Source organism: Aureispira anguillae (genome assembly GCF_026000115.1).
In the GTDB taxonomy this organism is placed as follows: Bacteria; Bacteroidota; Bacteroidia; order Chitinophagales; family Saprospiraceae; genus Aureispira; species Aureispira anguillae.
The window spans coordinates 3160247-3176065 of record NZ_AP026867.1; the positions used below are offsets into that span (position 1 = coordinate 3160247).

A 15819-nucleotide genomic window follows, 5' to 3' on the forward strand; every position below is an offset into this window, starting at 1 on the left:
TTATTATGTTATTGGGAATGTGATCTGCGTCATCCCCGATTTTAATTTTTTTAATGAAATGAAGTAGCCTGTTTATCAGACCTTCATTTTGCTAACGCAAAAATCGTTTGTTCATCTTCATAAGAAATCACCAAGTATAATTTTAGCATGTTGGCTTCTGAGGTGGAACACCTTTTTCCTTTTTATCTTTTTTGTTAATTAAAAATGGATATGTAACACTTTTTAACATTTCTCCATGTGTATTGCTAGAATTATTTTCTAATAGATATTGAAGTCTTTTTTCAATAACATTTAATTTCCATTTGTCTTCTAAATAAACCTCTTGTTTAAATGGATTATTCATTTCCTTGAAGTTCTCATAAAAAGCTTCTCCAATATTTTTTAATAAAGTATTAAAAATAGGACTATAAACATACTTGTCATAGTCTTCATCTAATGACTCAAACTTGATATCGCATAAAATTTTAAATAATACTCTAATTTGATCTTTTGATAACGCTATTCTATTCATCATTTTTTTCATTTACCTATAATTTTCCTTTGCTCTTCTATTACTCTTTCTTTGAAATTTTCGGAATACCCATCACTTACTAAAGGATTCTTTCCAATATAAACGATTTGTACAGGCTTTAATTTTAGGTTACCGTTTTGATATATCCATTCATATGGATTTGTTTCAGCCTTTATAGCATTAACTCTCTAATAATCAACTAATTCAAACATAACAACATACTCTCCTCTCTTATGATAATCTCCATCTGTACGACCAAGAAATATTTTTTCATGAACTTTATCTGGTGACATTAGATATTTCGTAATATAAACACTACTCTTTCCATTCTTATTTTGCTAACACAAAATTCATTCGCTCATTATTTGTAAAACGATAACATTTTAGACTCAAATCAGTTCCAGACTTAGCCGTTCGATAAGCAAAAGTCCTATAAGGAGGTGCCCGCTTTGCGGTTCTCTCTCTTGAAGGTCATTCTAGTCTGTTGGCTTCTGAGGTGGGATGCCTTGTTCAGGAAATTTAACTTTTGCCCTGTACCTAGATTGTCTTTATTTTCCAGTTGGAGAAATATGTTTATTAGGTGGAGCTATTTGTTCAAGATGTTTTTTGCTTAATTTTGATTACCTCTTTATAATTGATAATTTACCGATACGATCACCCGATACATTATACAGTGCTGTTTGAAACAGTCCTGCAAAGTTCTTATCTATATTATAATTGTAATAGATACAATTTATTCGTGCTCTACTAAATCGACTTTTTAGATTAAAGTTATACTTATTTCGCACCTTATCTATACTATAAATCAGTCTATAACTATTTGTGCTATAATTAAAATACATAAGGTTAATAACCTTATCATAAGCTATCAACTGATAACTATCTTGATTCTCTTGAACAGGAGCCACCATAGTAACACTAGTAATTAAACTATTTTTTGCCTTAACTGTCTCATAACTTAATTCGATAACTTTATTTTTTCTAGACGTATCTTCAGTATAACACTTCGTCGTAGATGAGATAATATAACCATCTTTTCCTAGCTGGTATTTCGTTATAAAACTATGGCAAGAAGACAAAAAATAATTTGGAAAAGGTACTTCATAGTATTTTATAATGGAATTCAATTTATAAACTATTTTACACTTTAAATCAAAGTGCTCAATCTTGATAATTCTGTGCAATGAATCTAATTCGACTCCAATAGTATCCACTTTTTCATCCAGTTCAACAAGCACATTTGCTTTCGTTATTCCCACAGGAATTAAATACGGGAGAGTTGCAAACTCATTTAACACAATATCATTATTTATAGAGACTTTTTGTGCCCAAGATGCATTTACAATGAATAGAAGCAATATAATTATTTGTTTAGTCATTAGTTTGGATTTATTAATTTACTACCTCAATGGAAACAAATTTATTTGTCAGGTACGCTTCTCTATGGGAACCATTCTTTGTAGTTGAAACATTCTAGTCCAAGGATAATAGCCACTCCTTTATCTACTAAATCATCCCCCATATTGAATACCTGTTTTCCACTAAAGTCATAATTCCCTGATGCTGTACGCCACCCTCCTATTTCTTTTCCCAATTCAAAGCTTATCAATGAGACAACATTTGTTTTTATTTCAAATAACTTCTTCTTTTTGTAATCTTCTATTTCTATCGCTCATTTTTTGGAACAAGTCCACTACTATAAAATACACATTCTATGGCGGTGTAGTACTTGTACTATTTCTTTCTTTTGAAAATAAAAATATAAGCAGGAGAACCCGCCATGTAACTGAACATGCCAAACCTAGAAACATGACAGAACGTAGTGACTAACGCAATGGTAGTCTTTTCGCTACTGGCACATTACTAGATTGCTACTCTCTCGGTGGAATGCCTTGTTCTATACAAAGTGATTCTTTGTGGAATCACCTTACTCTATACTCATTTTTTTCTTATAGTTCTCAGCTTTTCTAGAAGCTAAAAAATTATTATCGTTAATAAAATAATTAATAGAATTTATCTTTCTTGTCAATGTTTGAATTTCATTTTCATCTAAAGAAATCATGGAAATATGTTCATTTAATATTTGTTGATCCCCAATATCTTCTATATTGATTTCTTTTAATATTCGTACCTGATTTTGATTAATAAAATTAATAGGGTATATTTTTTTGAAATATCCATCAATTATACCCATTGAATAAAGTTGCCAAATTGTATCTTCCGCTTCTATAGAAATTTCTTCAGTAAAAAGTCCTTTTTTTATCTTTCTTTCGGTTATCCAATCGTATCCTTCATCAAGATTTACTATATAACCATAATTAAAAGAAAATAGATTATAAATTTCCATTATAAAATCTTCCATTATTTTACTTTTAAAAAAGTTATCTTCGATAGAAATAACTATACTTACTTTACCATATTCAGGGCTTTTTTCTTTAAAATTTAACAATGGGTTACTTATTGAAACAAATTGAGATTTATCATTATTAACAGCTAAAAAAGATACTACGTTTAGTTTTGTTTTATTTATAGAATACTTTTTATAAGCCACTATATTCTTCCATGTTTTTTGTCCATAATTTAATTCTAAATAGGATAATTTATCTTCAGATATACTTTCTAGAAGGCTGAATATATTATCTATAATTCTATAGGTAGAAAGACTTAAGCTTTGATCCAGAGTACATATTTTAAATAACTTTAGAACTCTATATTTTTTTACTTTTTTTTTTAAAAAGAATTTCATTTTTTATTTTTTCTTAGGTAATGGCCATATTCTGTCTAATCGTTGCGCCCATTTATTTACTCTAACGCTCCCTTGCAAGTTATGTAATTTCATGAAATTTATATTTCGACTTTTTAGTATACTCACTTTACCTGTTTTTGATGCTATCTCTATAATTTTAATTTTGCCTGATTTAAACAATACACCTACATCTGGTCTAGATCCATATTTCATACTAGGTATTGTTTTGGAGTAACACTATTACCTCCCCATGAATAAACAAATGTATCATACCCTGATTCGCCTTCATATGTGCCTTTTAATAGCGTATCCTCTGCTGAATTGCCATTTACTTTTCCTTGATTCCCCTGCAAAGCCAAACCATCTACCTCACCATCAAACTGACCTTCATCAACTAAATATTCAGGCTTTGCCCCTTTGCTCTCACCTCTATCCACCAAATCATCAGGCGGTGGCTCCGCCTTATACCCTTCCATATCCATCAACTTAACAGGATTCCCCCTAGCATACTGATACAAATTCAACCCATCCACACCCCGAAGGAGCAGCGAAGCTAAAATCACTAGGATCAGAACTCGTCCATCTCCCCAACCAAGCCGCATAGTACCGTACTCCAAAATAATACAGCCCCGTCTCATCATCTCGTTCCTTATTTGTAAAACGATACCGTTTCAGATTCAAATCAGTACCAGACTTAGCCGTTCGATAAGCAGAAGTTCCATAAGGATGTATCCGCTTGGCGGTTCTTTCTCTTGAAGGTCTGCTAGACCTTCATTTTGCTAACGCAAAAATCGTTCATTCATCTTCATAGCTAATCACCACCCCATCTTCATTCGTTTCCAAGGTTGCCGAACCTAGATGATCCCTGTATTGATAACGAACCAAAGGAATAGGAGTTGCTACAGTAACACTATTGTCCACCGTCAAGGTATCCACCTGCGCAATATCATCCACCTGTAGCGTCCATCGTTCCAATTTTACCATTCCACTAGCACTATACTCTCGATAACGCTCTACCCCTCCTAAATACAACCGCTCCGTTCTTTTTCCACTTTTACGACTACAGGGCTTATAGATTATTCTATTACTATTATTTTCAAAGAACTTTTTAGTTTATTTTGTCTATTACACTTATCACCCTAAAATGCCAATCCTAGAAACATGACAGAACTCCTCTCACGAACCTAGTGAGTAATATAGCGACTAGCGCAATGGTAGCCTTTTGCTACTCGGGTTGGCTTATACCTGTGGTACAAAAGCTACTGGCGCAATGCTAGATCGCTACTCTCGAGGTGGAATACCTTGCTCTTTTTTTAGTCATTTGGATATAAATATTCCTTACAAAACTGAAAAGAAGAATTAGAACTTCCATTTACCAATACTCTGTACATTGTTGTTTCAAAACAAGCCTCACAATCTTGTGAAAACTCAATTGCATATATTTTATTTTTATCTTCAATATCGTATTCGATATGAGTTATTAGAAAATTGTACGATGGGATTTCTTCATCTTGAATCAATTGATTAATAAAACACGTATCTTTATCAAAAATAAAATAGGATCTATACTCCTCCAAATTAGATAATTTATTTTCTACAATACCATTAATTTCACCATTTGACGTAAGTCTATAAACAGCGAAATTCACAAAATGTAATCGTTTATCTATTTTATAAAATTCTTGAACTACAGATAAAGAATCAAAATTTTGAATTTTTATATTAGGTTTTATTTCATCAAAATTACTTTCCAATCTAAATTTTCGTGTACACTCCCTATTTCCTATTTTATCCTCAACACAATTAGTGCAATTAAAAAATATAAGAAATAATAAAACATAAAACTTATAGATCACTTTTTTGCTTTTTTGGGAGGTATTCTCCATGAACTTAACTTAGTTTTTGAGTTAATGCTTGTTTTTTCAAGTTGATTTCCATCTTTATCATATATTACGACATCTGCAATACCTAACGATCCTGATGCAGGCTTTCCATAGTGATAAAAAATATTCACAGAGAAATTTTTTCTAGTTAAAAGATGTTTTTTGTAATTAGAAGAATCTGAGCCTCTGTAAACCAATACAACGAGTACATTTTCAGTACTCGTATTTCTTTTCCTAGCCTTATCTATATATCTCCAGCCCCCTAACCAATAATCGTGTCCTTTTACAGGATCTGTACTAAGACCCGCACTAGCTGCTAAATGAGCAGAATACATACCTTTTAATCTCCTTTTATCTTCTTCACTCCATGTTTTATCAAAGGTAAAACCACTATCTTTATACTTTTTAAATTTTAAATAATTTTTATTAACCTCTTTTTTTGTATCACTTTCTCTTCCATCAATCATTTTATGTTTACTTCTTGAAGAGTAAATTTCATCTTCTCCTCCTCTAGATTCACCCCTATTAATCATTGCATGAGCATAGTATTTAGGTGGCGAGTTCTGCCCTTCTCCCCAATTGTAAAAAATCCTTGTAATAAACTGTTCATGTGTCATAGCTTCTCCTTCGCTATTCATTAACTGCGAAGATTCCAAATTGAGCCTGCCATAACCATACTGTTTTTGATAAGACTCTAAACTTTCTTCATCTGTATCAACAACATAAACATTGGTAGAACTTCCTCTTTGCCCTAAAAATCTTCCATCAGTAGCATAATAATATCCTTCTCCTTTTTTATCATCTCCCAACAAAACCAAACCACCTTCCACATCTTTAAACTCCCCTCTATCTACAGCATATTCAGGCTCTGCTCCATCAGTTTCACCTCTATCCACCAAATCATCAGGTGGCGGCTCTGCCTTAAACCCTCGCTCATCCATTAACCTAACAGGATTATTCTGCGCATACTGATACAAATTCAACCCATCCACAAAGCCACCAGGGTCAGAACTCGTCCATCTCCCCAACCAAGCTGCATAATAACGCACCCCAAAATAATACAAACCCGTCTCATCATCCCGCTCCTTATTCGTAAAACGATAACGTTTAAGACTCAAATCAGTACCAGACTTAGCCGTTCGATAAGCAGAAGTTCCATAAGGATGATACTCTTCATAAGAAATCACCACCCCATCTTCATTCGTTTCCAAGGTTGCCGAACCTAGATGATCCCTGTATTGATAACGAACCAAAGGAATAGGAGTTGCTACAGTAACACTATTGTTCACCGTCAAGGTATCCACCTGCGCAATATCATCCACCTGTAGCGTCCATCGTTCCAATTTTACCGTTCCACTAGCACTATACTCTCGATAACGCTCTAACCCTCCTAAATACAACCGCTCTGTTTTTTTGCCACTCTTAACGACCACCTTTCGTACTCGTTGTCCACTTCCATCGTAACTATAATAAGCCTTATCTCCTGTTCCTTTCAATTCCACTATGCATAGTTCCAATACAGGGCTTGTAAATTGTTGTATTACTATTATTTTCAAAGAACTTTTTTTATTTATTACATTTATATCCTCAACATGCCAAACCTAGAAACATGACAGAACATAGCGACTAAAGCAGTGATAGTTTTTTATAACTACTCAAGTTAGCTTGTTCCTCTGGCACAAAAGTACTAGCATAGTACTATGCTACTGGTTTCTGTGGTGTAATGCCTTTTTCCTACACTCCTATTCAAAAGAAAAACCATTTAATGGATGTAATAAATTAGAATAGATATAAATAAAAAAAAACATATATATAAAGCATATTAAAATAATATTACATAAAGTTAAACTAACTTCTCTATGAAATATTAAATATAGATAAATAGCCATTATAACAGTAACAAGTTCCAATATGTATATGTCAAATGCAAAGCTTCCCCTTATCATTAATTGGTCTAACAAAAAAAAACTATACACATCATATGTAATAACTCCCATAATAAAAAACAGTATCAATAGGTATGATATTTTTTTTATTTTTTGTAGAAGCCCCAGTAATCCCACAAAAGATAATAACCACCAAAAATAGCTCATATGCTCATGTTGGAAAGGATTTACTAAAATATCAACATGACTAGGATCATAGTAATTCATTTTGCAGAAATGTATAAAATCTATTAAAAAAGAAAAAAACAATAGACAAATACCAATACCTCTAGTTGCTTCGTGATTTATAAACTTATTAGTATGCATCTTTTCTTTCTATTTCTAAGTTAATTTGATTGTAACCCCAAGCTTTCAATAGCATTATCATAATTTTTCCTAGAGTTAAATTTTTGAAAGGTGTATTCTCCATTTTGATAAGAAGAGATAATATAACGCATTGTAGCAGCGGTTCCATCTATACTATATAGATACTCATAACCATGTGCTGAAGCATCTCCCCATTTATTTACATGAAGAAGGTTGAAGTCTGTAATCCTTTCAGTTGTATAATCATCTGGGTTCGTTGAAAAAAACAAATCAACATCAAGCCTTTTATCTTCATATCTTTCACGGAGTCTTCCTCCATATACTGACCTTATGTAATTTGCAAAATTAACTGCATCCCACTCTGATGGAGATACCTGCCTTAAATTTAAACCTATTGAAGATTCGTTAACCCATACTGCATGGGCGAATTCATGTGAAAACTGATAAAAAGAACTTGCCCAATCATACTTCAAAGAAGCTACTACAGACCAATTATAATAGTATATTGTTTTGGTTGATATTTGGTATTGAGTACTTTTATAGCTCATAATCCATGTTGAAGCTGTATAATCAGAACCTCGATCCATTAACTCTTGTATTCTTCTTTCACCATCTACTGTAGCTGCAATTTTCGCATAGTACAGTAATTCTTGCTTTGGATTTGAACCAGGGATAATTCGTTTGGAAATTTCATTAAATTCCTCCCCATAATCAAAACTATTATCACCAACTCTTTCCTCTTTATCATTTCCCACCAAAACCAAATTATCCACAACACCGTCAAACTCCCCACTATCTACAGCATGTTCAGGCTCTGCTTCATCAGCTTGACCTCTATCCACCAAATCATCAGGTGGCGGCTCCGCCTTAAACCCTTTCTCATCCACCAACTTAACAGGATTCCCCCTAGCATACTGATACAAATTCAACCCATCCACAAAGCCACCAGGGTCAGAACTCGTCCATCTCCCCAACCAAGCCGCATAGTACCGCACCCCAAAGTAATACAAACCCGTCTCATCATCTCGTTCCTTATCTGTAAAACGGTAACGTTTAAGACTCAAATCAGTACCTGACTTAGCCGTTCGATAAGCAGAAGTTCCATAAGGATGGAATTCCTCATAACTTATAACCTCCCCATCTTCATTCGTTTCCAAGGTTGCAGAACCTAGATGATCCCTGTATTGATAACGAACCAAAGGAATAGGAGTTGCTACAGTAACACTATTGTCTACCGTCAAGGTATCCACCTGTGCAATATCATCCACCTGTAGCGTCCATCGTTCCAATTTTACCGTTCCACTAGCACTATACTCTCGATAACGCTCTAACCCTCCTAAATACAACCGCTCTGTTTTTTTGCCACTCTTAACGACCATCTTTCGTACTCGTTGTCCACTTCCATCGTAATTATAATAAGCCCTATCTCCCGTTCCATTCAACTCTACTGCTGTCAACTGGTCTTGATAATCCCAATGTAGTGCTTGCAAATGGGGCATTTTGGTCATATTTCCATGCCCATCATAAGCATTATAAATATACGTATTTCCGCCGACAATTTCAGTAGAATTTAAACGATTACTGGCATCATTTAACATATAATTATAATTTCTTGTCCAATTACCCGAAGCCCCCGCCTGATGTTTTAGTTGTAAGATATTACCTGCCTTATCGTATTGATAGGTTTGGGTATAATTGCGCACGGCATTGGCTATGCTATTATGTGGCATATTGGCTAAATGTGCCAAGTCTTCATGTCTGGGAACTGCTGCGCCACTGTGTTCTCTTCCTGTTGCTTTTTTTAGTCGATAAAGCGCATCGTATTCATATTCTTTTAAGGGAGAAATTGCCTCATTATTATAATAAAAGGTGCTTTGTGCTCTATCTTTTACGGTCATTATATTACCAACAGGATCATAAGTATAGTGCAAATCTTGTAAGGTATCACTATTGCTATGGGTCGTCAATAAATTATTCAGTCGAAAGGTCTTGGCATCGTAAAAAAAGCGGGTAATGGTATCGTTGCCATATTTCACATATTGACGCTGCCCTTTGGCATCGTAGTCCTGCTCTTTGAGGAAATCAATCCAACTCCCTGTTCCTCTAATTTGAGCCGATAGCTTTTCTAAATAGCCCCCTTTATTATAAGTGGGTACTAATTGTGTATGATCTGGCAAAATCGTCAACTTAGGTCGATTGAGTGCGTCATAAGTACTACTGGTTTTAAAAATAGCAGCCTCTAGTGTTTGAGCAACATTCCAATCTATTCTTGTGCTGTAGTTTTTTACCAATTGTCGTTGCATGACTAGTGGATTGCCCTTAAAATCTACTTCTAGAGTCGTTACAACACCCGATTGGTCAAAGCTCTGATAGGTCTGCCCTCTCAAATTTACTGCATCAACATCTCCCCAAGTCCAAGTCGAAGGAAACATCACAGGTAAAGATTCTCCATAGATGGTTTTTGCCACACAAATTTCAGCATTTGCCCCTCTTTGTACAAAGGTTTTGAGGGGGCGATGTAAAGCATCGTATTCCGTACGGAAAATCTTTTGATCGGCTACTGTTGCACTGTCAGGATTGTCCCAAACCCGAAGCATTCTACCCAAAACATCCGTAAATACCCAACGCTCTCCTTTTACAGCCGTTTTATTATAGACACTCTGCCCTAATAGATTTGTCAATCCATAACTGCTTACATTTCTAGCAATGCTGTAATTTCCAGTTCCATTTGCCAGCAATTGGTCGGTTGCAATTTGGTCGTAAATTTGACTAAATCGCCCTGCCAAATCCGTCTGTGTAAAAGCGGCTATTGTTTGTGTACCATCGTCGCTATTCTCCGCATAAATCGTTCGACCCAAACAATCTATATGACTAATGGTGGGTGTGTTATAGTGGGCTTCGGTCAACAAAGCAGCTCGTTGCTCTTCAGGACTTCCACTTGCCATAACATCTTGATACCATTTACTATCTTTAACCGTATCATTGGTATCGTATTCTGCCGTTTTCCAAGCATCAAATTCGACTTTAACAAAGGTACCGTTTGGCAATAGCGTTTTATTATTTCTACCCGCAGCATCATAATATAAAATTGGACTGACACCTACGCCTACAAAAACGGCTTCTGGTTCATAGGCATGCGTTTCACTAAAATAAGGCTCGTATTGCTTAATTGGATTGCCTTTATTGTCGATAACAGTTCGACCGTTTCCGATCCAACGTTTGGTTATGGCCGTATTGGTCCCCACTAAGCCATCTTTGGTCTGCACTTTCGACAAAATTACAGCTCCTCCTCCATCGGAATATTCGTAGGATTCTTGCCAAACTTCCGCTTGGTTATTCGCATTGGTAATGCTATAATGCTCCTCTCTAACTTTGCTATGAATATAGTTCGGCTTTCCATGCACCTTCCAATTAAAAAAATTATAACGCATCTCTGCCGTAGGATTTGCTAAGGTATCCCCCTCGTTGCTGCCTGCTTTTCCCATTACCGCAGACTTAACTACAATACCCAAGGCATCAAAAGCTACTGCGGCACGATTTCCATTGGGATCGGTCATTAATTGGGAACTCAATACCCGATAATCGTATTCGGTACTTACTGTGTTGCCCAAGGCATCTTCTGTACGAACGGGGAGATATTGATAGGTATCAAACTCAATCTTAGACAAATTCCCTAAGGCATCTTCCACCCCTGTTGGCAAATAAAAATTCGTTGCTGCTCCTGTTGGATAAATCGTTTTCCCTGAAGGAAGCCACCAATTTCCATCTCCATCCAAATCCACATAACCTGAGGTAGCTGGTAACTGTAAACCTACTGTGGTCAGCAAATCTGTTCCTGCACTGGTTTCATACAACTTGGTCAACAGATCGGGGGTGTATGCCAATTGATAATTCTTACCAGGAATTCCCAACGCCTCTTGTACACCAAAAGATAAAATGCCAGTTAAATCATCTTTTAAAAACTGGGCTTTGCCCCAACCACTTAAACGTTGCTGAAAGCCTCCCAAAACAGCATCATACGCTTGTTCAAAGTTTAGATTTCGAGCAGGTTGTGTTAGGATTGTTTGTAATAAGTTATCAATACTCGTTTTAGTATAATAAGCGTCTCCTGTTGCCCAAGATAAGCCCAATAACTCGTACATTTTTTCTTCATAAGCTGCTCGCAAGCGATAGGCATTGTCTTGATCTACATCGTTTGTTAAGCTTATTTTTTTATAAACGCCGTGTATTTTTGCCTGTTCAACTTGCACCATCCAAGGCACATTTCCTGCAATCAATCTTGGATAAATAATGGAAACTGTCTCCGTTGGAATTCCCAATTCATCAGTAGCTAAAACCAGCTCTTGCGAAATTCTTGGATCGTTAGGGTTCCGCTCGTATCCATAGGACATGGACTGTATGGGAACCACGATAAAAGAGGCATATTTTTGATCCTTGTGTGCTTGAACCAACTGCACTTCATAAGAGGATTCTGAACAACTATAAGGATGATCGACCTGCTGCGTATTTTCATCATCCAAAGAATAAACTTCTTGACGCAACGGCACCCCCTTACAAGCCCTAAAAGCTTCGAGATAGGCTTGGTCACTCAACGATTGTGGTAGCATAATTCCATTTAAGGCTTGCTCTACACTAGGGTTGGAATAATATTCTGTTTGATAAGCATCGGTTAGCACTTGATCTTTAAAGGAAGCTCCTGTATGAAACCATGAAATGGTTTTGATGGGCACTTGAAAATGATCTGGATCAATATTACTTGCTCCTGTGGCATCCAAGATGTTAAAATCTTCTGTATCGAGTTGTTCTACTCGCCCAAAGCCTCTAAATTCTCGCTCTACTTGGTCGTAATAACCATGGTGGTAACTGTATTTACTGACAAAAACAGTATTTCGAATATAATCCGTGGAGATTGTTTTGTGTACCACGTGAACAGGAAAGGGCAATTTAGTTGCCCAAGGTTTTCCTGCTTTTTTGTCTTCTAAATAAAAATGGGTGGAAGAAATGTATTCAAACTCAACCGCAGCCCCCATATTGTTTTTGTATTGGTATAATAAATGGGGCTTTTTGCTATTGGTCAAATTTATATAACGAAGCGGGGTACCCGCATCTTTGGCTCCCATTGACGACCAAACCAAACAAGCTGTTCCTGTTCCCAACAAATCCACCAAATCAATGTTTACTTGGTTGTCAATACTTGGGAATGGACTGATAATTTGAGGGGCAACTGACCATGTATTTCCGCTGTGGTTCATCCAAATTTGAATGCTGTTTTTACGTAGATAAACCAAGTCAGTGGTTCCAGAACCATCAATATCCGTCAATTTTAGGTATTGAGGGTTAAACAACTCTTCATGATCAAAATGCGGTGCATTGCCCATCGTGATTTTTGCCGAAAAATGACCGTAGCCCTGATTTGCCCAATAACAAACCTCTTGATTTTTGATGCGGACAATATCCGTCATTCCATCGCCTGTCATATCCGCTAAAAAGATACTTTGTTCTTGATCGGCAAACACAATTTTAGGTCCTTCTTCTTCATCTACTGCTTTAAACAAGGTATTAACAGCACCAAAACCTTTTTTACCTTCTGCATTATACCATTGAAATAAATCATCTTCGGTAATCAACAAATCAGGACGACCATCCCCATCCAAGTCTATAAATCGAGCATTGGGATCATTGCTAATGTTTCGATTGGGAAAGTTTTCAAAATATTGAAAAGCCCCCCATTCTTCTCCGTCCTTAAAATTAAAAAAGCCTTGTGGAGCATTCCAACTTACTAATTGTCGTTCGCCTGTTCCTTCTAAATCCTGAAATTGAACTGCCTCTCCATTTAATCCATTAAACGAAGGTTTTTGATGCAATAATTTAGCAGGGCTAAACTCCCCTGCTCCTAGGTTTTCTTTATAATACCAAGCCCGATCTTGTTCTGTCAAGATTCCAGAAATACCTTCTCCATAAAAGTCTGTCCAACGGTATCCACTGTTATTGATTCCTGTCGGACTATGCTGCAAAGAAGTTTCTTCTAGCGTTTGTATGGTCGTATTCCATTCATGTCTTTGATAATAAAAAGACATAGGAGGCATTGCTTTTTCTTGATAATTATTCGTAGCAGTATCGTATTTATATCCCTTATTCCAAGCTTCTTTCAAATAAGTAAAGCCTTCTAAATCTGGATCAGAGGCATTTTCTTCTGGAAAACGCTCATATTTTAATTCTAGTGCAGAAACCAATAGATCTTTTATCGGTTGATCATTAGGTACATCAAATTTATGAAACAACAAGACACGTTGACACAAACGATAGGTTCGGATATCAAAACCACTTCTAAAACTAGAAAAAGCATCCTTGCGAGCTGCCCAATCATTTACTTCTACAGGCGTAGGTGCAAGCACATCATGTTCTCCATAATCTAATACCGTTTCAAATAGAAAATCGCTACTTAGAGGCAAGGCATCGCCATGAGTGTAATGGCTTTTGTTCCCATAAAACACCCGTTTTAAATAGCGATTGGTGGTTGTACTTAAAGTACGATTTTTTTCATAAACGCTAGGCTGTATGTTTTCTAGTTTTTCTTCCTTGTATTCATAACGGATAAAATTTCCTTTGTTATCATAACGATAAGCAATCAGCCATTCAAAAATAGCCGTTCCAGTAGGTAAACTTGGATTTTCAATTCTAGAAGTAAGACTGTCACCATAAACGGTAACAACATTTTCTGTACTAATTGTCCGCCAATGAATTATTCCTGTTCCTAACTCGGACCACTGTTCTATCCTCAGCCAGCTGCCTTCTATTCTAGGGCGGTACTGCTTAATGTGATGCGTCGTGGTGGTTCGTTCTATGGTTTCCCACTGGTTTCCATTTTTTTGGAGTTTGGGAATTAAATCTTCTGCCCCTGTTAGTATAAAGGTATCGCTTTCTTTTCCATCCTTATACTGAGGCAGTTCCTTATCTGTCTTTCGACGAATAGTTGGCAAACCCAATCCCCAACCTAAGCCAAATAAACCATTGCCACTACCAGAATTATACTGTATGGCCAAATTGGGCGAAAAACCTCCACGAGCAGGAGATATAGGCAAAGGAATGCTTATGGAGTTGGTACCATTAACAGGATTTACTTCAAATTTTTCATCAATCCCTTTTAAGGCTCCTCCCCCTTTGGGCAATTGGATTTCGGGAATCTGATGATTGTTTTGTTGAGAAAAGGAACTGGAAAAAAGTTGACGACTAGGGTCATTAGAATTCCCCTCTTCCTTAGAAGAAGAATTCTTGTTGGGATCATGCATAGGTTTGGTATATATTTCATGGTAAGTAACCAGCCATAATAATCCATAGTTAACATTACTACTTTTTATTATACTCGCTTACTAGTTTTAGTTTTCGGATACTAAGGTCGAAAAAAATAAATAGAAAAACAACCCATAAACTGTTAAATAAATGTGATTTTTTTTGTTATTTGGCAAATCATCTGGAATATTAAACAGCCCTGCTCTCTTATTACTACTTTTGTTATAAGTTATAGGTAGTAAGTCGTATGTCCTGTATTAACAGAGACTAAGCATACGACTTAATACTTATAACTTTCTTCTAATAAAAGTAGTAGAAAGCTTACCCTTTGTTAGGGGTTGTTACACGACTTGAGTTGTCAAAGAACCATTTTTTATTTCTTTCCTTAACCTAAATATTGAGTTGATAATCCAACCCTTCTGTTGTAAACACCTGCTGAATAATTCTCTCTTGAATAAAATAAGTAGGCACATTAACATCAATGTTTCCTGCATGAAACAAAACAACCTGATTGGCAAATTTTAAGGCAATCTCTAATTCATGTGTCGCCAAAAAAATAAGCTTCTGATATTCTTGTGCCAACTTTTGTAGCGTTTGAAATATTTTGATTCGATTGACAAAATCTAAATGCGCTGTTGCTTCATCCAGTAATACAATTGGCGTATCTTGTGCCAAAGCTCTTGCCAGCAAAACCATTTGCTGTTCGCCATCGCTACAAGCAGCAATATACTTGTTGGCTAGATGCTCAATTTCTAAGGTTGCCAAGATATTTTGAATCACTTGATGATCCTTCTTTTGTAGCTTTCCCAAAAAACCTAAGTAGGGGTAACGCCCCAAGGCAATTAAGTCGTACACTTTTAAATAGGGTGTTTGTATGCGTTGTGTTGTGACAATACTAAGTTGTGTTGAAAAATCGATTGCAGCATATTTCTGAATCGATTGCTCATTTAACAAAACCTGTCCCTCCAAAGGCTTTAAGAAACGCCCCATTGTCCTTAACAACGTTGTTTTACCACAGCCATTCCGCCCTAGTAAGACCACAAAATTTCCAATATCAAAGGTTGCATTTAAGGCAGTTGCATTAACTGCCTTTTGATGCCCAATCTTAAGTTTATCAAGTCTTAACATAAATAACTA

The 15819-nt window shown here is 36.0% G+C and carries 12 protein-coding genes; all 12 read right to left on the bottom strand.

From position 1 onward, the window contains the following. Window positions 1–142: 142 nt before the first annotated feature. On the bottom strand, window positions 143–523 hold the full coding sequence (locus AsAng_RS12235) for a hypothetical protein (protein ID WP_264793076.1): 381 nt from the start codon (window positions 521–523) through the stop codon (window positions 143–145). Window positions 524–1131: 608 nt separating this feature from the next. Next, window positions 1132–1890 (bottom strand): hypothetical protein, encoded by a 759-nt coding sequence (locus AsAng_RS12240; protein WP_264793077.1) that lies wholly within the window; start codon window positions 1888–1890, stop codon window positions 1132–1134. A gap of 62 nt (window positions 1891–1952) precedes the next feature. After that, entirely contained in the window at window positions 1953–2120 is a 168-nt protein-coding gene (locus AsAng_RS12245) for a hypothetical protein (RefSeq protein ID WP_264793078.1), read from the bottom strand. 318 nt (window positions 2121–2438) lie between these two features. After that, window positions 2439–3257, bottom strand: a complete 819-nt coding sequence (locus AsAng_RS12250) for a hypothetical protein (RefSeq protein WP_264793079.1) — start codon at window positions 3255–3257, stop codon at window positions 2439–2441. Between the two features lie 3 nt (window positions 3258–3260). Beyond that, the gene (locus tag AsAng_RS12255) at window positions 3261–3470 is read right to left on the bottom strand and encodes a hypothetical protein (protein ID WP_264793080.1); all 210 of its coding nucleotides are present in this window, start codon (window positions 3468–3470) and stop codon (window positions 3261–3263) included. Further along, window positions 3467–3733: a hypothetical protein gene (locus AsAng_RS30035; protein ID WP_407655319.1), complete on the bottom strand. Its 267-nt coding sequence runs from the start codon at window positions 3731–3733 to the stop codon at window positions 3467–3469. The genes AsAng_RS12255 and AsAng_RS30035 overlap by 4 nt, the downstream gene beginning before the upstream one ends. Before the next feature lie 25 nt (window positions 3734–3758). Next, the gene (locus AsAng_RS30040) at window positions 3759–3938 is read right to left on the bottom strand and encodes an RHS repeat-associated core domain-containing protein (RefSeq protein ID WP_407655320.1); all 180 of its coding nucleotides are present in this window, start codon (window positions 3936–3938) and stop codon (window positions 3759–3761) included. A 114-nt stretch (window positions 3939–4052) separates the two neighbouring features. Then, window positions 4053–4289 (bottom strand): hypothetical protein, encoded by a 237-nt coding sequence (locus tag AsAng_RS12265; protein WP_264793081.1) that lies wholly within the window; start codon window positions 4287–4289, stop codon window positions 4053–4055. 281 nt (window positions 4290–4570) lie between these two features. Further along, a complete protein-coding gene (locus tag AsAng_RS12270; RefSeq protein ID WP_264793082.1) occupies window positions 4571–5143 on the bottom strand; it encodes a hypothetical protein in 573 nt (190 codons plus the stop codon). Further along, window positions 5110–6696, bottom strand: a complete 1587-nt coding sequence (locus AsAng_RS12275; protein WP_264793083.1) for an RHS repeat-associated core domain-containing protein — start codon at window positions 6694–6696, stop codon at window positions 5110–5112. Before AsAng_RS12275 ends, AsAng_RS12270 begins: the two co-directional genes overlap by 34 nt. A 716-nt stretch (window positions 6697–7412) precedes the next feature. Next, complete coding sequence (locus AsAng_RS12280; RefSeq protein ID WP_264793084.1) at window positions 7413–14681, bottom strand: SpvB/TcaC N-terminal domain-containing protein; 7269 nt, start codon at window positions 14679–14681, stop codon at window positions 7413–7415. Window positions 14682–15072: 391 nt separating this feature from the next. Continuing rightward, window positions 15073–15810 carry an ABC transporter ATP-binding protein gene (locus tag AsAng_RS12285; RefSeq protein ID WP_264793085.1) on the bottom strand — a complete coding sequence of 246 codons (738 nt, stop codon included), beginning with the start codon at window positions 15808–15810 and terminating at the stop codon, window positions 15073–15075. Between the last annotated feature and the right edge of the window lie 9 nt (window positions 15811–15819).